This window comes from Paludisphaera sp. (assembly GCF_037189885.1).
Taxonomy (GTDB): domain Bacteria; phylum Planctomycetota; class Planctomycetia; order Isosphaerales; family Isosphaeraceae; genus Paludisphaera.
Genome location: NZ_JBBCIR010000071.1, coordinates 79711 through 103020 on the forward strand (window position 1 = coordinate 79711; position 23310 = coordinate 103020).

The window sequence follows — 23310 nt, forward strand, 5'->3', positions numbered from 1 at the left end:
GGCCCGTCTCCCACGAGTGTGCTCCGTCGATAACCCGGGGGGGCAACGACAAGCATCCCTTCTCCCCTCGTGGGAGAAGGTGCCCCGGAGGGGCGGATGAGGGGGCGCGCGACCGGGAGGCGTCGGCGGAGGGGGCCTCGCGAGCCGAGGGACGCGAGGCCGGTCGCCCCCTCATCCGGCCTTCGGCCACCTTCTCCCACGAGGGGAGAAGGGGGGATGGACGGGCCCTCGACGCTGTTTTCGAGGGAGCACCACGAGGTGAGAAGGGGGGCTTCTCCTGGGCGTGGCCTCGACAAGGTGCCAGGAGGGCGGGGCGGGCGATCGGTCATCCGTCGGCGAGCCGCCGGTGAAACGCGACGAGCCCGGACGGGGTGCGTCCGGGCTCGCGGGGATGGTCGTGGGGTCGGGGCCGGGGCCGTTACTGGGAAGGCGGGGGGAGGGGGCCGCGGTTCTGCTGGAGGCCGACGCGGGTGGACGCCTTGGTCTTGATCGGCTTGCCGTCCGCGCCCGGCGGGGGGGGGACTTCGACGCCGGGGATCGTCGGCGAGTCGTAGGAGTTCGCCGCGAAGGCTTCGGGACCGCCCGAGCCGGTGCAGCCGGTGATCGCCAGGACGAGCCCGACCAGCGAGAAGGACGCGAGACGCTTCATGTTCCGATGGCTCCTCGTCGAGGCGTGGCGGCGGGGGATGGGAAGGGCCGGGGCGGGGCGGCCCCGGGCCCGTCCGCGATCCGCGGGTCAGTAGGAGTCGGCGCTGATGACCTCGCCGCCGTTGCGGGTGGCCAGGCTGCGATAGACGCCGTTGGTCGTCTCGCCGTTGACGACGGGGCCGGCGACCTGGATCGAGTTCTTGACGTAGCGGACGCTGCCGTCGCCGAACAGGAAGTTCACGCCGCCGGGGTGCATGCTGCGGAAGCCCCACTGGCCCATCTTCAGCACGGCGTTGCTGGGGTTCTTCTGCCAGTTGACGTCGAACGTGCCGTCGGACGGGACGTCGGGGACGACGGGGGGGGTGTTGGGGGGGGCGACGGTGAGGCCGAACGCGAAGATCCGGCTCACGCCGTCGGCGATCCACGAGCCGTACCAGGCGTCCTGGGTCCACTGGTAGAACCAGTCGCCGTCGGGGTCGTTGACGTACTTGGACGTCTCGCCGACGAACATGGTGTTGCTGAGGCCGTCGGAGACGGCGGAGATGCCGTAGCAGTAGTCGGAGCTGAACATGCCGTCGGGCTCGATGCCCGGGTTGTTGCCGCCGGAGCAGCCGTTCCACCAGTGGACGACGTCGCGGTTGCCGGCGACGCCGCCGTACGAGGAGGGGCCTCGGCCCTGGACGCTCCCCGGGTGCGGCCGGCTGACGCCGTCGGAGGGGCAGACGTAGGCGGCGATGCGCGAGTTCATGGCGGTGCTATTGATCGCCGCGCTGTTGACCGACGTGCCGTAGGGCCCCGCCTCCTCGAACGAGGAGACCATGAAGTTGATCGAGTTGTAGACCGACGTCTGCTCCATCTGGGGGAGGATGAAGGCGAAGAGGGTGAAGCGGCGAGGGGTGCCGCAATCCTGGTTCGGGCCGGTGCCGTACCGGAGCGAGCCCAGCGGGTAGACGCCCATGGCGCTCTCGTAGTTGGCCAGCCCCAGGCCGATCTGCTTCAGGTTGTTGGTGCACTGGGCGCGCCGGGCGGCCTCGCGGGCGGCCTGGACGGCGGGGAGGAGCAGGGCGATCAGGACGGCGATGATGGCGATGACGACCAGCAGCTCGATCAGCGTGAAGCCGCGGCGTCCCGGCTTGGTCGGTGTCATGATGCGGGGGCCTCGATGGACGTGAGATGATGTCGACGGGCGGAATTCGCGAGGAGAGGGGGTTACTCCACGGTCTCGAGCGGGGCGAGTTGCTTCCCCCCCGCCTTCGCCGCCGCGGCGGGGGCGGCCGATTCGCCGGAGGCCGAGGGGAGCATCTTGGGCTGGGTGGACGACCCGCCGGCGGACGCCTCCCCCTTCACGGGGACCGCGGAGACGCCCCCGGATTCGCCGCAGCCGGCGACGAGCGGGAGCGAGCAGGCGAGCAGGAGGGCGGCGGCGGGGAGCTTGCGGCGATGGATCATCGGAACGGTCCCGGGGTCTATGCGAGGGTGGGTGCCGGTCGGGGCCGGGTCAGAAGGCGTCGGCGCTGACGACCTCGGCGCCGTTGCGGGTGGCGAGCTTGCGATAGACGCCCGGGGTCGCCCAGCCGCTGGTGGGGCTCCGGCCGCCGACCACCTCGATGCCATCCCTGATAAACCGGACGCTTCCGTCGCCGAAGACGAAGTTCACGCCGCCGGGGTGCATGCTGCGGAAGCCCCACTGGCCGAAGTCCTGGAACCGGGTCGCCGGGTTGCGGTCCCAGTTGGTCCCATAGGAGCCGTCGCTCGGGATGTCCGGGACGATCATCGACGAGTTGGGCTTCGCCAGCGTGTAGGCCAGGGCGCTGACGCGGGTGACGCCGGCGGTGGCCGTGGTGTAGTAGGCGTAGTTGCCCCATTGGTTCGCCAGGGTCGGGTTGGGGTCGTTGCGGAACTTGGAGACCTCGCCGACGAACATGGTGTTGCTCAGGCCGTCGCTGATGTCGGAGATGCCGTAGTTGTATTCCTCGCCGAAGGCGCCGTCGGACTCGATGGCCGGCTGGTCGCCGTCCGGGGGGCAGCCATACCAGAAATGGCGGATGTCTTTGTGGCCAACCACGCCGGAATAGGAGGACTGTCCGCGCCCTCGGACGGACGCCGGGTCGGGCGAGACGACGGTGTCGGACGGGCAGATCAGCGACGCGATGGTCGAATGCAGGGCCGTCTTGTTCGCCGCCCCGCTGTCCACGGCCCGGCCGAAGGGGCCGCCGTTGGAGATGGCCCGCAGGCTGAAGTTGATCGAGTTGTAGATCGCCGCCTGCTCCATGTTCGGCAGGATCAGCGAGAAGAACGTGTGCTGCCGCCTCCCGGTGCAATCCAGCGTGGCCCTGTCGCCGTAGGCCGTCGCCCCGATCGGGAACGAGCCCGTGGCGCTCTCGTAATTGGCCAGCGCCAGGCCGATCTGCTTGAGGTTGTTCGTGCATTGCGACCGGCGGGCGGCCTCGCGGGCGGCCTGGACGGCGGGGAGGAGCAGGGCGATCAGGACGGCGATGATGGCGATGACGACCAGCAGCTCGATCAGCGTGAAGCCGCGACGTGGGTCCGAGGTTGTCGACATGGTAGTCCTCACGGGGCGGTCGTGATGGAAGGAGGACGCGGTGGCCCGGCCCAGGGGCCGGGTCATGCATGGCGTGGCCCGGTCGGGAGGGCATGGGCCCGGGCGAGGAGGACGGCCGACGTTGGGAGGGGAGTTCCCGTCGACAGACGGCGTCGGCCGGTCTTCCGGGGAGTCGAAGGTGGAAGGGGCCCGCGGGGCGGTGGAGAGGGCTCTCGCGACCAGGTCGGCCGCGGGTGACCGCCCGCGTCATCCCACCAAAGCAATCATCTGCAAAAATAGCCTTGACGCAAGAGAAATCAAGGCCCCTTGCGTATTTTCTCCAGACCTAATTCCTTGGGGGGTGGCCCCGGGATTTTAGGCCAGGACCTTGCGCGGCTGGACGAGGCGGCCGTCGGCCTCGCCGAGGGCGACGAGGCGGCCCTCGGCGTCGACCAGCGCGACCTCCGCGCCCGCCTCGGCGTCGCCGGGGACCTTGCGGCCGAGGCGGACGTCGGCCAGGGCGGCGTCGTCGAGCGTCACGCGGGGGAGTCCGGCGACGGCGTCGAGGGACGGCCGGAGGAACTGGCCGAGGGTGTCCCGGTCCAGGTCGTCCACGGCCACGGCCTCCTCCTGGGAGAAGACGCCGATGCGCGTGCGGGCCAGGGCCTCCATGATCGCGCCGCAGCCCAGGGCCTCGCCCAGGTCGCGGGCGATGGATCGGATGTAAGTGCCGCCGCCGCAGGTGATTTCGACGTCGATCCGGGGCCACTCGTAGCCCAGCACGCGGATCTCGTCGATGCGGACGGGGCGGGGGGCCAGGACGACGGCCTCGCCGGCGCGGGCCAGGTCGTAGGCGCGCCTGCCCTCGATCTTCAGGGCCGAGTAAGCGGGGGGGAGCTGCTCCACCACCCCCACCTGGGACGCCAGGGCGGCCTCGATCTCGGCGAGGTCGGGGACGCGGGGGTCGTCGGCGGGGACGACGACGCCGTCGACGTCGTGGGTGTCGCTGCGCGCGCCGAGGCGGAACGTGGAGCGGTAAGTCTTCCCCATGCGCTGGATGTATTCGATGAGGCGCGTGGCCGGGCCGACGCAGATTACCAGGACCCCCGTGGCCAGGGGATCGAGCGTGCCGGCGTGTCCCGCCTTGACCTTCCGGGGCAGGAGGCGGGCGACGCGGTTGACGACGTCGCGCGAGGTCAGGCCCGGCGGCTTGTCGAGATTCAGCACGCCCTCCGAGGGGGGAGGGCCATCCATGTCCAGGATCACGTCGATCGTCCTTCGGGTGCGCATGGGGGATCCGTGGGCGGGACGCCGTCGCGCCTCGCCCTCGCCGGAGAGATTACGCCATTTCATCCCTCATTGGACACCCTAGATCGCGGCGGGGCGGCCGTCTCATTTCACGTCGGGCTCGGCGGCGCCGGCGGTGCGGCGGCCCTCGGTGATCTTGACGTTGGCCATCCCCTTGAGGACGGCGGCGGTGTCGGCCTGCTTGACGTTGACCTCGCAGGTGCCGATGCCCTCATCGGCCTTCTCGGCGTTGACCTTGATGCCGAGGACCACCGTGGCGCCGGGGGCGATCTGGGGGATCACGGGGAAGCAGAGGCCCCGCTTGTCCTCCGTCTTGGTGATATGGCCCTCGGGGCCGCCGGAGGTCTCCAGGGGCTGGAGGTTGGGCGAGAGGAAGAACTCCACCTGGACGGCCGACGCCTCCTTGGTGCCGTAATTCTTCAGCTTGATGAGGAACATGGTCGTGTTGTTGACGTCGACGACGCGCTTGGCCTCGTGGACCAGGAGGTCGAGGTCGGCCATGCCCTGGACGTCGGTCGATCGCTTCTGGCGCTCGACGGCGACGCCGTCGGCCTTGGCCTCCGCGGTGACCTCGTAGTAGCCGACGCTGCCGAGGCGGACCTCGAACGGCAGGACCAGGGGCTTGCTCGTCGGGTTGGCCGGGTCGTTGGTCGGGAGGAGTTCGGGGATGCTCCAGATCAGGCGCTGGGCCTTGTTGTCGTAGACGGCGTCCTCCGGGACCTTCACCAGCTTCCCGGTCCGGCCGCCGACGGGGAGCGCGACGGAGACCCGGACGTTCCTGGCCGGGGCGGTGCCGGGGTTCTCGACGGTGACGCTGTACTGGCCGACGGTGTCGGTGTAGCGCTTCTCCGGGGCGGCCAGCTCGATCTTGATCATGGGCTCGATGACGTCGATGGAGCGCTCGACCTCGGCGTCGGCGGCGTTGAAGACGACGTCGGCGCTGGTGGCCTTCACGACGCAGGTCTGCTTGCCCCCGGCGGCGGCGTCGACGACGAGGGGGGGCAGGTCGTAGCGGTCGCCGGGGCCCAGGACGTCGATGGGGTGCTCCAGGCTGTTGTCCTCGCTCCGGGCGAGGCTCTCGTGGCGCAGGCCGGGGCCGAGCTTGGCGAGGACCATGATGTCGCGCGCCGGGCCGTCGCCGGTGTTGGTGACGGAGATCCGGTATTCGACCGTCTTGCCCTTGAGCTGCCTGGCGACGCTGGGCGCCTGGATGACCTCGACCTTGAGCTTGGGCTCGCGGACGAGGCTGCGGGCCTTGCTCCCGGCGCGGAAGGTGACGGTCGCCGCGTGGTCCATGTGGACGACCTGCGTGGGGGTCACCTGCATCGGGATCTTCTTGCTGGCGCCGGCGGCGAGGGTCCCCAGCCGCCAGATCAACAGCCCTTGCTCGGCGGTGGCCGGGTCGGGGGGGACGGAGCTGGAGACGAACTTCAGCCCCGGCGGCAGCTCGTCGCGGACGATGACGTCGAAGACGTCCGAGGAGCCGGTGTTGGCGACGACGATGACGGCGGTCGCCGTCTTGTTCAGGTTCATCTCGGCCGGGGCCTGGACCTCGACGTTGACGACGGCCTCGTGCCGCCCCAGGGGGAGGCGTTCGGCGGAGGTGATGAATCCGCCGTCGGCGTCGGTCGGAGGGGCGGCGGCGGGCGCGGCGGCCGGCGCCGGGGCCGGCGCGGGGGCCTGGACGCGCTCGACGGCGTCGTCCTCGGTCGGCGCGGGGCGGGCGAACCGCGGCGACGGCGCGACGGGGGGCGGGGCGGCTTCCATGTCCGGCGCCGACGCCCGCGCGGGGGGGAGGTCGCCCGGCTCGTCCTCGTCGACCGCCGAGAACTCGCCCGGGGTGAACGGGGCCGGTTCCTGGGCCTCGACCGGATCCCCGAAGGGGTCGGCCTGGAAGCCGAGGGCGCGAGTCGGGCCGCACGCGACCACCAGCGCCATGCCAAGCCACAAGACGAGTCGCCGGCCCATATGGTCATCCCCTCCCTGGGACGCCCTCCCCGCGAGCGACGCGACGGGGAAGGACTGAACGCGATCCGGTGCGGTGCGGTGCGGCGAGGTCGGGGCCTCGGTGCGCGCAATCGCCGCGCGCCCGACCGATCCGCCGCCGGAGTCTTAGCACAAGCGCCGCGACCCCGGAAGGTCAATCCGCGGCGTTCCCGATCTCGGCGGCGAGCCGGCGCGCCAGGGTTTCGGGGTCGTCGCCGGGGGCGACCTCGACGCGGCGGACCTCCGAAAGCCCGCGGAACCAGGTCCCCTGGCGCTTGGCGAACTGGCGAGTCCGGGCCTGGACCCGGGCGATGGTCGTGGGCAGGTCGACCGCGCCCGAGAGGTGTTCGATCACCTCGCGATAGCCGACGCCCTGCGACGCCACCCAGCTCATCGGCCGGGGGGCCGACTGGAGCCGGCGGACCTCCTCGACGAGCCCGGCCTCGAACATCGCCACGACGCGGGCGTCGATCCGCTCGTGGAGGATGTCGCGGGGCCAGTCCAGGGCGAAGACCCTCGTCGCGGCCGGCGCGGGGCGGTCGTGCTCGCGCTGCTGGGCGCTGAAGGGGGTGCCGGTCAGCTCCATCACCTCGAGCGCGCGGACGACGCGGCGGCGGTCGTTGGGGTGCAGCCGCGCGGCGGTGGCCGGGTCGAGCGTCGCCAGGCGCGCGTGGAGCGCGGCGTCGCCGACGGCCTGGGCCTCGGCCTCGAGCCGCGCGCGGACCTCCGGGTCGGCGCCGGGGCCGTCGAACAGGCCGCGGAGCATGGCCTTCAGGTAGAGCGCCGTGCCGCCGACGAACAGCGCCCGACGCCCGCGCGACTCGACGTCGCGGATCGCCGCCAGCGCCCATTCGCGGTACAGGGCCACGCTCGCCGACTCCCACGGGTCCAGCACGTCGATGAGGTGGTGGGGGACGCCGCCGCGCTCCGCGAGGGTCGGCTTGGCGGTGCCGACGTCCATGCCGCGATAGAGCGACATGGAGTCCAGCGACAGGATCTCGGCGTCGATCAGCCGGGCCAGGTGGACCCCGACGGCCGACTTGCCCGAGGCCGTCGCGCCCGTCAGGTAGACGGCCCGATGCTCCGGGGCGAGGCTCATCGGGCGGCCTCGCGGATGGCCCGCTCCAGGTCCTCGTGCCGGAAGACCCAGACGAGCGGGACGCCCAGCTTGGAGACCGCGTACGCCGTCCTCTCCCGCCCGAGCAGCGCGCGGTCCCACGCCGACAGCGCCCCGGGCCGATTCTGGACGACGTACCAGAGCGGGACGCCGGGGTCGATCGGGGCGATCGCGCGGGGAAGCTCGCCGGTATCGCGGAGGTAGATCCACGAGTGCGGGAACGTGGCGAATCGGATCGTCCGGCCGGGGGGGGTGTTCTCGCGGAGGAACGCCCTCGCGCCGTCGTCGAGGGCGTCCCAGTAGAACGTCGGCTCCATGCCCAGGCGCGTCGCCCCCGGCAGGCCGCCGACGATCGGGCTGTAATACGAGAGCGGCACGGGCATCATCACGGCCACCGCCACCGCCCCCTCCGCCAGGCCCAGGCCGACAACCCATCGCGACGCCCCGCCGATCCAGGCGCGCAGCTGCTCCGCGCCCGGCCCCGCCAGGAGCGCCAGGACGCCGAAGGCGGGCAGGAACAGACGGACGCCGTCATGGCCGGGGGTCCTGGGCATCGCCCGCAGCAGCAGCAGGAACGCCCAGTGGGCCAGGAACAGGAGCAGGATCGGCTCGACCTTCCAGCGTCGGACGGCCCGCCAGGCACCCGCCAGCCCCAGCGCCAGGAAGACGACGGGGGTGCAGAAGACGGTCAGGACGATCGTGTTGTACGGCGGCAGCGATTCCCTCGGCGTGTTGTAGATCGTCCCCAGGAATTGCACCGGGATCGGGATGGTCTCGCCGCGGGAGAGGTTGGACCGGAAGAAGCGGTACGGCCCGGCGATCGGCTCGGTCCACCACGGCGGCTGGAGCAGGTACGTCGTCGCCAGCCCGACCAGCCCGCCGACGACCAGGAACCGCAGCGCGCGGCGGTCGCGATACACGGCCGCCCAGGCGAGGAAGGGGATCGGGATGAACCAGCCGGTGAGCTTGTCGGCCATCGCGCAGCCCAGCGCGACGCCGAACGCGCCGGCCCAGGCGAGCCGCCCCGATTCGCGGCCGGCGACGAACGCGAGGATCGTCAGGAGCCAGAGGCACGTCAGCGGGCCGTCATAGGAGGCGTAATGGCCGTGCGCGAATAGGTGCGGGTGCAGCGCCCACGCCCCGGCCGAGGCCGCCGCGGCCCACCACCCCCATCGCCGGGCCACGGAGCGGAACAGCAGACCCGCCGTGATCGAGAACAGCAGGATCGGCCCCAGCCGGCCGCGCTGGAGGTCGGAACGGCCGGGGGTCAGCACGTCGCCGGTCAGCCCCAGCAGCGCGTAGAAGGGCGGGTGGCCGTGGGGCTCCTCGCGGGCGAACGGCCAGAACCACGCCAGGACCTCGGGGTCGAACAGCAGTTCGCCGAGGGTGTCGCGGCGATCGGGGGGGGGCAAGGGCGCGCCTTGCTGTTGCACCAGCTCGATCGCCGGGGGCGCCCAGGTCGCGGCGGACCCGGCCGGGTCGCGCAGGGCCCCGAACCAGGCCCGCAGCCTGGCCTCGCGGCCCAGGGTGTAGCCCTCGTCCCAGACGATCGCCAGCATCGGCTCGGTCGCCAGCATCAGGATCAGCGTGGCGACACCGACCAGGGCCGACGCCAACGCAAGCCGCCCGCGCGAAGGGCCGGACGCCGCCGCGACGTCTCCCGTCAGGGCGTCCGGGCCGACGGATTGCGATTCGAGCCCGCTCAAGAGGCCGCTCCGATGTCGGACCAGGGATCGCGTTGAGATGACGCCCGCGGCGCCGGTCGATATCGGAGGGCCAGCCTGAATCCCCCTTCTCCCCTCGTGGGAGACGGTGCCCCGCAGGGGCGGATGAGGGGGCGCGCGACCGGCAGCCGTGAGATCCCCCTCATCCGGCCTTCGGCCACCTTCTCCCACGAGGGGAGAAGGATGGTCGTCGTCAGCCCGTCCGCCCCGCTCGCCCGCGCCGCCCGGCGCTCCGCGTCAGACGCCGATCAGCTCCAGCCCCTCGACCGCGGTCTCGGCCGCCTTGATCGGCTTGTGGGAGCGGATCAGGGCGGTCTCCTTGCAGTTGGGGAACAGGGGGCAGCGGACGCACTCGTTCCAGATCTTGTGCGGCAGCTCGGCCTTGTCGATCTGGACGTAGCCGCAACGCTCGAAGAAGCCGACGGCGTAGGTCAGCGCGAAGACGGAGTCGATCTCCAGCTCGGTCGCCTGGTCCCAGCAGGCGTCGACCAGCTTGCGGCCGATCCCGGTCCCCTGCGCCCCCTCGGCCACGGCGAGGCACTTCAGCTCCGCGAGGTCCTCCCAGAACACGTGCAGCGCCGCGCACCCGACCACCCTACCGTCCGCGTCCACCGCGACGAGGAACTCTCGGATCGACTCGTACAGCTCGCCCATCGACCTGCGGATCATGACCTTGCGATCCGCGAACTCTCGAATCAACTCGTAGATGGCGGTGACGTCGCCGACGCGGGCGGGGCGGATGTTCAATCGAGGGACCTCCCTTTTCGGCCTGACGGCCGTTTGGCTCGGGGCTCCGGATGGACGGGAACCTAGGTGATCGCGAACCTGGCGTGGCCTCGCGCGGCGCGCGAGCGCGCGGATCCCCCTTCTTCCCTCGGAGGATCCGCGTGAACATTGATTCTAGACGTACCGGCCGGGGAATCAAGCGTGGTTCCGTCGCGGGCCGGCGGGCGGGGGTCAGCGGACCCTGGAATCGGCGCCGGCGTCGCCCCCGGCGGCGACGGCCTGGGCCTCGCGGTACGGCAGGACGTTCTCGGCGTAATACTGGACCATGGTGCGGTAGTCGGGCCCCTGATTCGCCTTCACCAGGCCGAACTTCGACGCCACTTCCTCGGCCGCCTGCTCCAGCGTCCAGCCGCAATACTTGGTCCGATAGGCGATCTGGACCATCGACACCCGGTTCAGGCCGTGGTGGCAGTGGAAGAAGATCGGGTGGTTCGCCGGGTCGTTCAGGACGGCGGCCGCCTCGTCGAGGATCTCGAAGATCGTCTTCGGCTCCGCCGCGCCGCGCTGGTCGATGATCGGCTTGTGGAACCAGGTGATCCCCAGCTCCTTGGCCAGCTCCCGCTCCTTGACGGAGATGGCGGCGTCGTAGGGATGGGCGAGGGCGAGGATCGACTTGAGCTGGTAGTCGCGGGCGATGCGGCGCATCGGCCACTCCTTCTGCCACGCCCCGCGATAGATCTTGCCCGGGACGATCTCCGCGAAGTTGTGCGCGAAGACGTAGTCGTGGCCGTGCCGCCAGAGCTGGTGACAGGCGAGCCCGGTCAGGCCGACGCCCAGGGAGGCGCGCAGGAACTTGCGACGATTGGTCATCGGACGATTGCTCCGTGTCGGCCGGCCGGCGGTTCCATCCCGCCCGGACATGTCCCCGTTCCCTGGGGCGGCTCGCCGACGCCCTCCGCGGGGACGTGGTCGCGAATCCTAGCAGGGGTCGCCCCCCCCGACAAGGCGGACGCCGGCCCCATGCGCATCGGCCCGCGCCGGCGGGCGAGTTGAGGAAAACCGGCCGCGGGGGGCCCGCGTGGATGGTGGCCCGGGCCCCGATCCCGGCCCCTCGCCCGGCGGAAGGACGCTCGGCCCGCGCGAGCCGCCCCGGATTTCGCGATCGCCGAATCGGTCGGCCTTGGTATTCTTCCGGGCGTCCTCTACGATGAAGTCAAGGGCGTCGGGACGATGGCGGGAGGGACGCTCGGCATGGCGGAACAGGCGATTGACAAGCTAGTCCGGTTCGACGCCCCCTCGACCGCGACCCTGGCGGAGCATAGCTTGGTGGCCCGACCCGACCGACAACCCGCCCCCGTCTCCAAGGTCGTCGGCCTGTACCAATCGGTGATGCGGCGCACGCTCGAGCACTTCTTCCCGGATTCCCTGCTGGAGATCCAGGGGGACCGCAGCATCATCGACTGGGACGTGGTGATGGGGGAGTCCCCCTACCGCCTCCTCGACGACCCCGACCGCCTGGGGCTCGACGTCGAATGGCGGGGCACCCGTCTGACCTTCCGGCCGGGCAGCCCCATCCCCCTCTTCCCGGCCGAGCGGAGGATGATCGGCGTCATCGTCTCCATCCTCGACCAGCGATTCCGGTCGCTGTTCGACCAGGACCTCGCCGATCGCTTCGAACGCTTCAATTACCTGATCGAGGACCTCATCGTCGCGGACTTCCTGGACCCGGACGGCTCCTTCCGGATCGCCGCGGCGCTGGAGGCGATGCGGGTCGCGGCGCTTTCCACCTACGAGAACAAGCGAGTGACCACCGGGGCGCTCCTGCTGGGGACGCCCCACGACCCGACCACCCCCGGGCGAGAGAACCTCCAGGGGGCCCCCCAGTTCAACGCCCGGCTCACCGCCATCAAGGGCTTCCACCGCCTCAGCGACGGCCTCCGCACCGTCTTCGTCGTCGACCCCCAGGGGGAACTCGTCCGGATCGCGGACATCTCCGACTGGGCAGATCGCACCCAGCCGAAGGGGCTCGAGGCCCAGTTCTGCCCGCGCCGATTCGAGGCCCACGCCCGCGCCACCATGTCCGGCGGCCACGTCTGCCTGGCGCTGACCCCCTCGCGCGAGATCAAGGTCTTCGCGCGCGGCGAGCTGGCCTTCAACTTCAGCGACGGCCGCTGGCGGCTGCTGGACGCCTCCACCAAGTTCGCCGCCTGGAGCGAGGCCGTCCGCCGCGACGGCGACGGCGACCTCGCGCGCCACTTCTTCCAGGCCGCGCTGAACCTCAGCGAGGCCCGCGTCGGCGCGCTGCTGGTCGTCGCCCGCGACCCCGAGCGGGCGATCCCCCAGCTCATCGCCCCGATCGACCGCATGACCGAGGAGGTCGCCGCCGACGACCCCCAGGACCCCGAAAACCTCTCCCCCCGCCTGGCCAAGCGCGCCCTGCACCACGCCGTCCGGGGCATGCGGGTGGACCAGCTCGAGCCGACCGTCCTGGAGGCCATCGCCAGCCTCGACGGCGCCGTCGTCGCCGCCCCCGACGGCCGGCTGTTGACCTTCGGCGCCATCCTCCGCATCAACCCCGAGGTCCTGGACCTCGGCCGCTCCCTCCAGGGCGCCCGCACCCTCGCCGCCCTGGCCGCCTCCCAGTTCGGCCCCGTCCTCAAGATCAGCGAGGACGGCTACGTCACCATGTTCCTCAAGGGCCGCCGCGTCTGGGAATTCTGAGCCCCGGCCCACGCCGCCCCCTCGGGCCGATCGAGGGATCGGGACCTTACCCGTCGCTGCAACGATTCAATTCGCCGGCGGCGGGAACGTCCGCGCCCACGCCTCCTCCTCGGGCGAGAGGGGCGGCGTCGGCGTTTCGTCGTAGATGCGGTATTGATAGGCCGCGTCGTCGTGGGCCTCGTCGAGCGCGGCCTTCAGGTCCAGCGTCGCGTCCCCGTCGGGCTCGTTCAGGGGGACCGGGATGATGGGCAGGGGATCGCGGAGGCCGATGGGCCAGAACTCGGCGACCGAGCCGCGCCCCCGGCGGACGACCAACGCCGAGTAGGCGCAGGGAGGCCGGTCCGCCGGCGGCATCGGGGGGTGGGCGCGGAGCAGGTCGATCTCGACGAGGTTGACGTCGCCCGCGAGGATCGCCCGCCGCTTGGCCAGGTAGCTCGCGCGGTTGTCGCCCCGTCGCTTGTTCGTCGGGCTGAGCAGCTCGATGACCGTGATCAATTCCCCGCCCCGAGCGTCCACGATCTCCAGGTACGGGAGACGTTCAACGTCCTCGACGGGGAGCCGAAGCTGGACCGGCGCGGCGATCGGCCCGGCCGCCGGGCGGACGCTCGCCACGGTTCCCCGGTGGATGATCCCCAGGTCGGGCCGGAACCGACCCTGGACGTCGGCCTCCTCGTCGTGGATGTAGACGTTCTCGTCGATCTTGACGACGTACCGCGGAGAGACCTGCCGGGCGAGTTGCCGGCGCAGCAGCGGCAGATAGGCCGAGTGGAAGTCGTGCCAGACTTCGGGATGTTCCAGCCAGGGGTTCATGCCGGGGAACGGCGAGGGCATGGCGATCCATCCTCCCAGGGGCGCGGCGGGACGGCCGGCTTGGAACTTGAGGATAGCATGAACGGGGGCCGGGCGGCTTTCGAAATGAACTCGGCCGGCCGCGGGGTTCCGCGACCGGCCGGCGTGCGTCCGGGCGATCAGGCGATCGCTCGTCGCTCAGTTCTGGGCGGAGGCCTGCGGGGCGGCGTAGACCTGCGGCGAGGCCTGGGGGCTGGCCTGCGGGGCGGCGTAGACGACCGGGGCGGCCTGGTAGGCGACCGTCTCGGCGCAGACCGGGGCCGACTTGTGGCCGTGCAGCTTGAACTTGGGCATGTGGAACTTGGGCAGCTTGACGCCGCTGAAGCAATGCTTCTTGGGGGCCGGGGCGCAGGTCTCGACGACCGGGGCCGGCTCGCAGACGACCGGGGCGGGCTCGCACACGACCGGGGCCGGGGCGCAGGTCGGGGTCGGGGTCGCGCAGGCCTTCTTCTTGCCGTGACACGCCTCGGCGTTGCCGGCGAAAGCGAAGGAAACCAGAGCGCCGAGGGCGAGGCCCAGCAGGTGCCGCTTCATCTTGCAGTTCTCCAGGGATTCACAAGGGGTGTTGTCGGAGGGCTATCGAGTCAATCAGTCCAGCCCGGTGGCGAGGCCTCCGAGCGTGGACTTCGGTGGGGACTCAGGGGTGTCTGAGACGTAGGGTACATGATGAATCGCCGGATGCCAACCCTCCAGCTCCCCGTTCCCGGAAAAGTCCCCCGGGCCCGCGTTGAACCCGGCATAATTCGCAGATCCGTCAATCGGATTCGATTCCCCATCCCCCGGCGTCCTTGCGCCGCCGGCGTCGCAGGCCTCCCCGCGAGGGTTTGGACCGGCGCGATCGCGCCGGCTATGATGGGGCCTCGCCCCCCGCCCGAACCCTCCCCGAGGCCCTCCCCATGACGCGCCCCCTGACGCTCGCCATCGCGGCCACCCTGGCCCTCGCGTCGACGGCCCTCGCGGACGATCCCGGCCGGGTCGTGGTCCGCCCGGCGGACGACGGCCGCGCCCTGGTCAACCCGGACATGGGCTGGACGCTCCACTACTACTCGAACATCATCGCCAACTACGGCTCCAAGCTGGAGGCGTCGGACACGCTCGACGACTTCCCGGGGCTTTCCACGATCTACCTGCGCGTCCCCTGGTCGTTCCTGGAGCCGGAGGAAGGCCGGTTCAACTGGTCGCTGTTCGACACCCCCGCGCGGCGGTTCGGGGCGAAGGGGCACAAGATCGCCATCCGGGTGACCTCGACCGAGAGCTGGCTGCGCCACGCGACGCCGCGATGGGTCCAGGAGGCCGGGGCGAAGGGGGTCAACTTCAAGTTCGGCGAGGGCCCGGCGGCCGACGGCCCGCTGTGGGAGCCGGACTACCTGGATCCGGTGTTCCTCGCCAAGCTCGACGCCTTCCTCGCCGCGATGGCCACGCGCTACGACGGCAACCCGGACGTCGCGTTCATCGACGTCGGCTCGTTCGGCATGTGGGGGGAGGGGCATACCGGCTTCGGCGCCCAGCTCGACGACGAGGCGACCCTGGCGGCCGTCAAGGTCCACGTCGACCTGCACGTCAAGCACTTCAAGGAGACCCTGCTGGCGATCAGCGACGACGTGGCCGGCCCCACCCGCCCCGGCGCGAGCCAGCCGGCCACGGATTACGCGCTCTCCAAGGGGGTGACGCTCCGCGACGACAGCATCCTGGTCCAGCCGCCGCCGGACTCCTGGTATCACGCCGAGATGGCCCAGGCCTTCTGGCCCAAATTCCCCGTCGTGCTGGAGCACGAGCACTACGGCCCCTCCAAGATCCGCAAGGCGTGGAGCGGCGACCTGCTCCTGAAGGCGGTGGAGGATTATCACGCGAGCTACATGTCGATCCACTGGTGGCCGCGCGAGTTGCTGGAGGAGAACCGCGAGGCCATCGATCGGATCAACCGCCGCCTGGGGTATCGGCTGCAACTGCGCGAGGCGTCCTGGCCGCGCGAGGCGACGCTCGGGGCGCCGTTCGCCTTCGAGGCGACCTGGGCCAACGCGGGGGTCGCCCCCTGCCATCCCGGCGGGTTCGTCGCGCTCACGCTGAAGGACGACAAGGGGGGGATCGTCTCGGTCAACGTCGACGAGGCGTTCGACGTCCGTTCCCTGGAGGTCGGCCCACCGGACGCCGCCCCCGTTCGGTCGGTCCGATCCGAGGCGACGGTGGCCATGCCCCACCGCGACCCGGCGGGGTTCTTCACGGTCGCGACGAGGCCGGGCGAATACGACCTGTTCGTCTCCGTCGGCCGTCGCGACGGCGCGCCGACGCTGGCGCTGCCGCTCCCGGACGACGACGGCGCGAGGCGCTACAAGCTGGGCCGGATCAAGCTGACCGGCGCGTCGAGGTGACGCGCCGGGGGGGCCGGCCGGTCAGGAGTCGAGGTCGGAGAGGAGTTCGTTGACCTCGCGGTTGAGGAAGCGGACCTCCTCCGGCTCGGGGGCCTCGCGCGGGAGTTCGTCGTCCAGGTCCTCCCAGCCCTCGACGACCTCCGCGGGGGTCTTGCGCTCGCCGGGCTCGGCCTGCTTGCGCGCCCGCATGTAGAGCTTGATGGGGACGTCGCGGAAGGGGAGCTTCTCGCGGAAGACGTTCAGCAGGTAGCGGAGATAGGTGGCGTCGAACAGCCGGGGGCTGTTGACGAACAGGACGACGGTCGGGGGGGCGGAGCCGACCTGGGTGGCGTAGTAGATCTTCGGCGCGCGGTTCTCGCGGAACGACGGCGGGTGCGCGGCGACGGCCTCGCGGAGGACGCGGTTGAGCGTCCCGGTGCCGACGCGGCGGTTGGCCTGCTTGAACAGCGCCTGCGAGAGGTTCAGCAGCGCCTTGACGTTCTTGCCGGTCTTGGCCGTGATGAACGCCAGGGGCATGTAGCTCATGTTCCGGAAGGAGTGCTGCACGGCGTGCGCGAACCGGGTCATGCCGGCGCGGCCGTCGATGGCCTCGTCGGCCTCGGCGGCGAGCATCAGATCCCACTTGTTCACGACGAACACGCAGGGCTTGTATTCCTTGGCGATGTAGTCGGCCAGCTGCTTGTCCAGGCGGGTGATGCCCTGGGTGGCGTCGAGGAACAGGTAGACGACGTCGGCCCGCCGGATCGACCGCTCGGCGCGGTGGAGGGAGTAGAAGTCGAGGTCGTCGCGGATCTTGGCCTTGCGCCTCACGCCGGCGGTGTCGATGGCGGTGAAGGGGAGGCCGTCCAGCTCGAAGTGGACGTCGACCGAGTCGCGGGTGGTGCCGGCGCGCTCCGAGACGATCATCCGCTCGGCCTGGGCGAGCGTGTTGATGAAGGTGGACTTGCCGGTGTTGGGGCGCCCCACGACGGCGATCTTCATCACCGCGTCGGCCGGCTTCTCGGAGGCCTCCCAGGGGAGGGTCTTCTCGATCATCCCCAGCAGCCGCGACTTGTTGCGGTCCTGGTGGGCGGAGACGGCGATCGGCTTGCCCCGGCCGAGCTTGTAGAACTCGCCGCCGCGGTCGTCCATCTTCGGGTCGTCGGCCTTGTTCATCACCAGGATGACGGGCGTCTTGAGGTAGCGCAGCCGCTGGGCGACCACCTCGTCCAGCGGCATCAGCTCCTCGCGGATGTCGACGACGAAGAGGATCAGGTCGGCCTCGTTCATCGCGGTGTCGATCTGGCGCTCGACGTCCTGGTCGAGGTCGTCGCGGTCGACGATGCCGACGCCGCCGGTGTCCATCAGCTCGAAGAATCGGGGGTCGTCGTCGTCCCCGACCTGGACCAGCGCGCCGACGCGGTCGCGCGTGACGCCGGCCACGTCGTCCACGATGGCGATCTTCCGCCCGGCCAGCCAGTTGAACAGCGACGACTTGCCGACGTTCGGCCGGCCCACGATGACGACCTTGGGCAGCGCCATGGCGCGAAACTCCCCGCTCTTGACCCGAAACCGACGACGGCCGGCGCGCTGAACCGTTGCGGGGAGACCGGGCGGGGATCACGACCCCCCCCGGACGCTCGCGCCGTCCGAATCGCCCGCTTCACGTCACGAAGCCCGATCCCGCCCGAGCCGGACGGGACAGCGTCGCCATTATACGGAAGTTGACGCGGTCCCGGCAAATGAAGGAAGGCGAGCCGGGGCATCTTTTGATGGCGTCCGCGCCGCGCCCGCGGATCATCCCGGCGCGGCGTCGTCCGGGTCGAGGTTCGGGAGGAAGGCGGGGCCGGGCTCGCGGGGGAGGAGGCCGGGGCGGCCGGAGAGGAGCGCGGCGGCGCATTCGTGGAAGCGGGCCAGGTGGGCCGAGGCGCGACGGAGGCCCTCGTCGGGGTCGACGCCGCCGTGGACGGGGTGGGACCAGTCGATCTGCTGGGCCCGGAGCAGGGAGCGGAGCATGCCGGCGAGGGCCTCGCGGCCCTCGGGGCCGAGGGTCCGTCGGCGTTCCAGGGCGAACGTCAGCAGGTCGGCCGCGGCGCGGCAGCGGTCGTACAGGTCGGAGCCGGCGGGGCGGGCGGCGAGCGGGCCGCCGGCGGCGGCGGCGGGGCGGCCCATGACGCCGACGGGGTTGCGCGCCAGGTGGCGGCCCAGCGACGAGGCGCGGACGGTACCGTCCCCGGACAGCCGCTCCAGCAGCCGAGCCAGCCACGCGTCCACGCCGCCGTGGGGCCAGGCCCGCGCCAGGTCGTGGGCCGAGAGCGCCACGACCGAGACCGGCTCGGCCGGCGCGTCGGCGTCGGCGTCGGGGGGCGGGGTCGACGCCTCCTCGGCCCAGCGGTCGAGGAAGTGCTGGGCGTGGTCGAGCGCCGCGCGGGGGGCCTGCTTCGGGTCGGCGTAGCGCGGATCCAGGCCGTAGCCCTGGCGCGGGTCGACCGCCGGGCCGGGGGGGGGCGAGACGGCGTAGGCGGCCACGCCCGCGGGGGTCGCCATCGGCGCGAGCGTCCCGGCGGGGGGGAGGACCGTCCCGCGGAGGAACGCGTCGGCCGAGACGCCGAAGTATCGCAGGCCGTGGGCGGCCATCGTCGCCTCCAGGCCGGGCGCGTACGAGAGGAAGGGGAGCCAGATCCCCGACGGCCGGGCGTCGAACCGCGAGGCGTGGTCGGCGGCGGCCAGGCCGATCTGCGCCCCGGCGACCGTCGGGTCGGCGGCGACGCTGGGGAGCCAGGCGTGGGCGGCGGCGGTCGGGATCGCCTCGATCGCCCCGGAGGCGTGCCAGCGCCGGATCAGGGCCAGGGCGTCGCCGCCGGATTCGGCGACGAAGCGGAGCAGGGGGCGGCCCCCTTCGCGGCGGCGGGCCTCCGCCTGCAACTCGCGACGGACGAGGCGGCGGGCGGCCGGGTCGGCGGCCAGGGCCGACCAGCTCGGGCTGACGGCCAGGGTGATCGAGGCGTCGCCGGCGCGGCCGGCGAAGTCGTCCAGGGCGCGGAGCAGGGGCCAGAAGACCTCGGCGGCCGAGCGCGCCCATTCCGGCCCCGCGCCCCGGCCGGGGGCGGGGAGCGGGTGGTGGAGTTCCAGGACAAGGGCCAGGGTCGGCATGGCGGCTCGCTTCCCTCGGGTCGGGCGGGCGGGGGTCAGGGGCCGGGCCGGCGCGGGGCGACGCGCAGCCGACGGGCCGGGGGCGTCGGCGCGGGGGCCAGGCCCTCGCGCGGCAGGTGGCAGATGCGGCAGTGGGTCAGCGGGTGGAAGTACCCCCACCGCGACCGTACGCCCAGGCAGGCGGCCAGCGACCGGCCGTCGAACGGCAGGGCGATCGTCCGATGGGTCTCGCCGGGGCCCACGTCCACGTCGGACGCGCCGTGGGCGTTGAGGCCGTCGAACGCCACGTCGGTCACGTCGAACAGCCGGATGGTGAGCACGGCGCGGACGGCCTCCGGCCCCAGCCACTCCATCGCGACCCGCCAGTCGTCCGGCCGGACCGACCAGGACGCCATCGCCTCGCGCGGGGAGATCGGCGTCAGCGACAGCCGCGACCGCAGCTCGGGGAAGGGGACCGGCGCGGGGGGAGGGGGGGGAGGCTCCGCCGGGCGACGGCCCAGGAGCCGGCGATAGGCCCTCAGCCACGCGGCGGCCACGCCGTCGGGCTCCACCCGACGGGTCTCCAGCGCCACGCCGAGCCGGACGTCGACCTCCCGGCGCTCGCGGTCGAAGAGGCCGGCGAGGATCGCCCCGGCGATGGCGTCCGGGGCGCGGCCGGCGACGGAGACGGCGGGGGTCCCCAGCAGCCAGGCGGCGCGGGCGAAGGGGTCGTCGACGAGGGCGTCGGCCCCCGTGGCGAGCGTCGCCGCCTCGGACACCGCCCCGTTCCAGCGGCCGGTGGTCGGCTCGATGGTCTCCCCCCAACGCGCGGAGAGGAGGCCCTCGGCCTTCAGGAGCCGTCGGAGCCGGGCGGCCGCCGGGCCGACACCGAACGCCGCGGCGATCAGCCCCGGCGCCCGGCCCCGCGCCCGCTTCAGGCCCTCGGCGATCGCGCGGGGGGAGACGCGGGCGCCGCGGCCGAGGCTCACGACGACGCGGGGGCCCTCGTCGGGGGCGTCGCGCGGGTCGCGGCGGTCGGTCCAGAAGCCCAGGCCGGCCTGCGTGGGGATGGAGGCGACCCGCGCCCCGCCGTCGCCGATCCGGGCGCGGCGACGTTCGGCGCCCCAGGGGTGGTCGCAGAACCAGGCGTCGGGCGCGAACGGGGCTTCGGCGAGGTCGTCGGCCTCCTCGTCCTCGGCGCGGTCGGAGGCGATCACGAGCACCCGGCCGTCGCCGCGCGAGGCCAGCTCGACGGCGGCGGGGCGGGTCCGCCAGTCCATCGCGTGGACGACGTCGAAATCGAACCCCAGGCCGGAGTTGCTCGCGGCGCGGACGGCCCCGACGCCGAACGCGACGGCCTCCTCGCCGGGGCCGCCGCCGATCTCGTGCGGGCAGCGGACCTCCAGCCAGCCGGGATGGGCCTCGCGCTCCGGCTCGTCGGGGAACCAGCGCGTGAAGGCGACCACGTCCGCCCCCAGCCGCGCGACCGCGCCGACCGCCTCGCGATCCAGGTCCCATCCCAGCAGCGCGATCCTCATCGGCGGCCATCCCCCTCGCGGTGCTTCACTTCATCGGCCCATGGCGTCGCCGTCGACCTGAAGACTATAGCACGCGCGGGGGGCTGGCGAAGCTGTCCCCAGGAGGAGGATCGTCGTGAAGGGGCCGGGCCGTCCGGTCCCGAGGATTATGAGGGCTGCGTCGTCTTTCCCCCTCGCGGGGGAGGACAGACCGCGTAGCGGTTAGGTGAGGGGGACGGCCAGCAGGGGGGCTGTTGGAGTCACCGAAAGCCCGTCCGGCTTCCACGAATCCCGGCGGCCTATTTGCTTGTCTTCCCCCTCATCCGGCCCTTCGGGCCACCTTCCCCCGCGAGGGGGGAAGGGCCTCGATGGATCAGCTCCCCCGGATCGCCGCGACGGCCGCCTTGACGTCCTCGGTCTCCACGACCTGGCCGGCGAGGGCCTTCATGGCGACGCCCAGGGCCATGCCCTCCTTGGGGGCGGCGCGGATGGCGTCGGCGGCCGGGGCGAGGGCGTCGCGGATCTGCTCGGGGGAGAGGCTGGCCGGGACCCACTCGCGGAGGAAGTCCAGCTCCTCGGCCGTGAAGGTGGTCGCGGCGGACTTCGCCTCCTTCAATACGGCCCGCATCTTCTTCACGGCGTCGGCGTCGGGCATCTCTTCGCCGGACCCCAGGGTGAGCTGGGCGATCCAGTAGCGCAGGTACCCCGTGCGCGCGGCGTCGCGGGACTTCATCGCCGGCCCGAGCTGGGCCCGCATCTTCTGGACGATCGTCATGGCGGTTCGACTCCTGGCGCTCCTCGTCCCCGGGGGGCGGCCGACGGTTCGGGTCAAGCCGCGCGACCGGGGGGCCGATGGTGAAAAGGGACGTCGGATCAATCCTATCCACGGAGGGCCGAGGATGAGCGCCGAGGAAACGACGCTGTCGATCGAGATGATCCGCTGGACCTTCACCATCGACCCGGCCCACCGCGCCGCGATCGAGGGCTACCTGACGGACCGGGGCCTGGAGGTGATGGTTCGCGGCGAGGACACGATGGTCGCCACCTGGGACGAGCCCGAGGGGGAGATCGAGGAGGTCATCGAGGGGATGTGGGCCGTGGCCGGCACTCCCTTCGACGTCACCCACGAGGAGTTCCACCGGGCCAACCTGCTCATCTACCAGGATGAGTCGGAGGGCGAGGACGACGAGAAGGCCGTCGCCTGAGCCATGCGACCATCATGACGCCCTTCCCCCCCGGTGGGGGAAGGTGGCCCGAAGGGCCGGATGAGGGGGGGACGAGCGGGACGACCATTGGAGATCACGGCTGCTCCCCACGGCCGTCGGCCTGGCCCCAGGTTTCGAAGTCCGAAGCTCGGCGGGCAAGCTCCCCCTCATCTGACTCCTTCGGAGTCTGTCTTCCCCCACCAGGGGGGAAGACCGTTGACCGGGATCGGGGCCGTTTCCACGCGCGGGGCGGATCGTTGCGGGGGGGGCGGGCATCGGATAGCCTCGGGGCCGACGGCATGCCCTGACGAACCGAAGCCCGGGAGACCCCGAACGATGACCAGGCCCCGACGATCCACGACCCGGACCCTCCCCCTCCTCGCCGGCGCGGCGCTGCTGCTCGCGGTCGGGGCCGCGAAGGTTTCGGCCCAGGCTCCGCCGACGCTGGGGACGATCGAGCGGCTCGACCCGGCGCTCGACGCGCTGATCGCCCCCGACGCCCGCGTCGAGCGGGTCGCCGAGGGCTTCGACTGGTCCGAGGGGACGGTGTGGGATCGCGCCGGGGATCGGCTCCTCTTCTCCGACGTCCCGGAGAACGTGGTCCACCAGTGGTCGAAGGCGGGGGGGGCATCGGTCTTCCTCAAGCCCAGCGGCTACACCGGGACCGTCCGGCGCGGCGGCGAGCCGGGGTCCAACGGCCTGACGTTCGACCACGACGGCTCGCTGATCCTGGCCCAGCACGGCGACCGCCGCGTCGCCCGGCTGAAGGCCGACGGCTCGTTCGAAACGCTGGCCGATCGTTACGAGGGCAAGCGGTTCAACAGCCCGAATGACGTCGTGGTCAAGTCCAACGGCGACATCTACTTCACCGACCCCCCCTACGGCCTGCTGGGCGAGAACCGCGACGAGGGGAAGGAACTCGACTTCAACGGCGTCTTCCGGCGCTCGGCCGACGGCAAGGTCACGCTGCTGACCCGCGAGGTCAGCTACCCCAACGGCCTGGCCTTCTCGCCCGACGAGAAGACGCTGTACGTCGCCAGCTCCGACCCCGGGCGCGCCATCTGGATGGCCTTCCCGGTCGCCGACGACGGGACGCTCGGATCCGGCAAGGTCTTCGCCGACGCCACGGCGGCGGTCGGCAAGGTCAAGGGCCTCCCCGACGGCCTGAAGGTGGACGACAAGGGGAACGTCTTCGCCACCGGCCCCGGCGGCGTGCTGATCTTCTCCCCCGAGGGCAAGCACCTGGGGACGCTCGCCACCGGCGAGGCCTGCGGCAACTGCGCCTGGGGCGAGGACGGCACCGTCCTGTACATCGCCTCCGACATGTACATCGGCCGCATCCAGACCAAGACCCTCGGCCCCATCCCGGGGCGGGCGAATCCCTGATCGGCCGAGGCCGCGAAAGTTGGCTTCGTTCGCGCGCCGAGTCTTCGCGGTGGTTCGACGCAAGCCGCCGCATGAAAGCGGCTTGCGTCGAAAACAGCTTG

General features: G+C 72.0%; 20 protein-coding genes. 4 read left to right on the forward strand and 16 right to left on the reverse strand.

The genetic code is table 11. The annotated features are described in order from the left end of the window. Positions 1 to 418 precede the first annotated feature (418 nt). From WG209_RS19345 to WG209_RS19390, 10 genes are all read right to left on the reverse strand, one after another. Positions 419 to 649: a hypothetical protein gene (locus tag WG209_RS19345; protein ID WP_337176727.1), complete on the reverse strand. Its 231-nt coding sequence runs from the start codon at positions 647 to 649 to the stop codon at positions 419 to 421. Between the two features lie 87 nt (positions 650 to 736). Further along, on the reverse strand, positions 737 to 1795 hold the full coding sequence (locus WG209_RS19350; RefSeq protein ID WP_337176728.1) for a DUF1559 domain-containing protein: 1059 nt from the start codon (positions 1793 to 1795) through the stop codon (positions 737 to 739). Between the two features lie 62 nt (positions 1796 to 1857). Beyond that, positions 1858 to 2097: a hypothetical protein gene (locus WG209_RS19355; protein WP_337176729.1), complete on the reverse strand. Its 240-nt coding sequence runs from the start codon at positions 2095 to 2097 to the stop codon at positions 1858 to 1860. A 49-nt stretch (positions 2098 to 2146) separates the two neighbouring features. Continuing rightward, entirely contained in the window at positions 2147 to 3211 is a 1065-nt protein-coding gene (locus WG209_RS19360; protein WP_337176730.1) for a DUF1559 domain-containing protein, read from the reverse strand. Positions 3212 to 3565: 354 nt separating this feature from the next. Next, positions 3566 to 4480, reverse strand: a complete 915-nt coding sequence (gene truB, locus WG209_RS19365; protein ID WP_337176731.1) for a tRNA pseudouridine(55) synthase TruB — start codon at positions 4478 to 4480, stop codon at positions 3566 to 3568. A 102-nt stretch (positions 4481 to 4582) separates the two neighbouring features. Then, on the reverse strand, positions 4583 to 6466 hold the full coding sequence (locus tag WG209_RS19370) for a hypothetical protein (RefSeq protein ID WP_337176732.1): 1884 nt from the start codon (positions 6464 to 6466) through the stop codon (positions 4583 to 4585). Between the two features lie 172 nt (positions 6467 to 6638). Further along, positions 6639 to 7583: a tRNA (adenosine(37)-N6)-dimethylallyltransferase MiaA gene (gene miaA, locus WG209_RS19375; RefSeq protein ID WP_337176733.1), complete on the reverse strand. Its 945-nt coding sequence runs from the start codon at positions 7581 to 7583 to the stop codon at positions 6639 to 6641. Further along, entirely contained in the window at positions 7580 to 9307 is a 1728-nt protein-coding gene (locus WG209_RS19380; RefSeq protein ID WP_337176734.1) for a glycosyltransferase family 39 protein, read from the reverse strand. The genes miaA and WG209_RS19380 overlap by 4 nt, the downstream gene beginning before the upstream one ends. A gap of 255 nt (positions 9308 to 9562) precedes the next feature. Then, positions 9563 to 10072, reverse strand: coding sequence for an N-acetyltransferase (locus WG209_RS19385; protein WP_337176735.1), 510 nt, complete (start codon positions 10070 to 10072; stop codon positions 9563 to 9565). Between the two features lie 210 nt (positions 10073 to 10282). Beyond that, positions 10283 to 10921: a tyrosine protein phosphatase gene (locus WG209_RS19390; RefSeq protein WP_337176736.1), complete on the reverse strand. Its 639-nt coding sequence runs from the start codon at positions 10919 to 10921 to the stop codon at positions 10283 to 10285. Positions 10922 to 11302: 381 nt separating this feature from the next. On the opposite strand from WG209_RS19390, the gene WG209_RS19395 reads away from it, so the two are divergent. Beyond that, entirely contained in the window at positions 11303 to 12772 is a 1470-nt protein-coding gene (locus tag WG209_RS19395; RefSeq protein WP_337176737.1) for a hypothetical protein, read from the forward strand. A gap of 66 nt (positions 12773 to 12838) precedes the next feature. On the opposite strand, the gene WG209_RS19400 is transcribed toward WG209_RS19395, so the two are convergent. Then, positions 12839 to 13603, reverse strand: a complete 765-nt coding sequence (locus tag WG209_RS19400) for a DUF4058 family protein (RefSeq protein ID WP_337176738.1) — start codon at positions 13601 to 13603, stop codon at positions 12839 to 12841. Positions 13604 to 13759: 156 nt separating this feature from the next. After that, positions 13760 to 14155 (reverse strand): hypothetical protein, encoded by a 396-nt coding sequence (locus WG209_RS19405; RefSeq protein ID WP_337176739.1) that lies wholly within the window; start codon positions 14153 to 14155, stop codon positions 13760 to 13762. A 362-nt stretch (positions 14156 to 14517) separates the two neighbouring features. Here WG209_RS19405 and WG209_RS19410 point away from each other — a divergent pair, with 362 nt between their 5' ends. Then, positions 14518 to 15990, forward strand: a complete 1473-nt coding sequence (locus WG209_RS19410; protein WP_337176740.1) for a DUF4832 domain-containing protein — start codon at positions 14518 to 14520, stop codon at positions 15988 to 15990. Between the two features lie 21 nt (positions 15991 to 16011). Here the strand turns inward: WG209_RS19410 and der are convergent, their stop codons facing one another. The 4 genes from der to WG209_RS19430 all read right to left on the reverse strand — a co-directional run bounded on the left by der (position 16012) and on the right by WG209_RS19430 (position 21393). Further along, positions 16012 to 17511, reverse strand: coding sequence for a ribosome biogenesis GTPase Der (gene der, locus WG209_RS19415; RefSeq protein WP_337176741.1), 1500 nt, complete (start codon positions 17509 to 17511; stop codon positions 16012 to 16014). Between the two features lie 255 nt (positions 17512 to 17766). Next, a complete protein-coding gene (locus WG209_RS19420) occupies positions 17767 to 19122 on the reverse strand; it encodes a hypothetical protein (protein WP_337176742.1) in 1356 nt (451 codons plus the stop codon). Between the two features lie 35 nt (positions 19123 to 19157). Continuing rightward, entirely contained in the window at positions 19158 to 20639 is a 1482-nt protein-coding gene (locus WG209_RS19425; protein ID WP_337176743.1) for a DUF4912 domain-containing protein, read from the reverse strand. Between the two features lie 352 nt (positions 20640 to 20991). After that, positions 20992 to 21393 (reverse strand): GatB/YqeY domain-containing protein, encoded by a 402-nt coding sequence (locus WG209_RS19430; protein WP_337176744.1) that lies wholly within the window; start codon positions 21391 to 21393, stop codon positions 20992 to 20994. Between the two features lie 124 nt (positions 21394 to 21517). Here WG209_RS19430 and WG209_RS19435 point away from each other — a divergent pair, with 124 nt between their 5' ends. Beyond that, positions 21518 to 21823 (forward strand): hypothetical protein, encoded by a 306-nt coding sequence (locus WG209_RS19435; protein ID WP_337176745.1) that lies wholly within the window; start codon positions 21518 to 21520, stop codon positions 21821 to 21823. A 336-nt stretch (positions 21824 to 22159) separates the two neighbouring features. Next, complete coding sequence (locus WG209_RS19440; protein ID WP_337176746.1) at positions 22160 to 23209, forward strand: SMP-30/gluconolactonase/LRE family protein; 1050 nt, start codon at positions 22160 to 22162, stop codon at positions 23207 to 23209. Positions 23210 to 23310 lie beyond the last annotated feature (101 nt).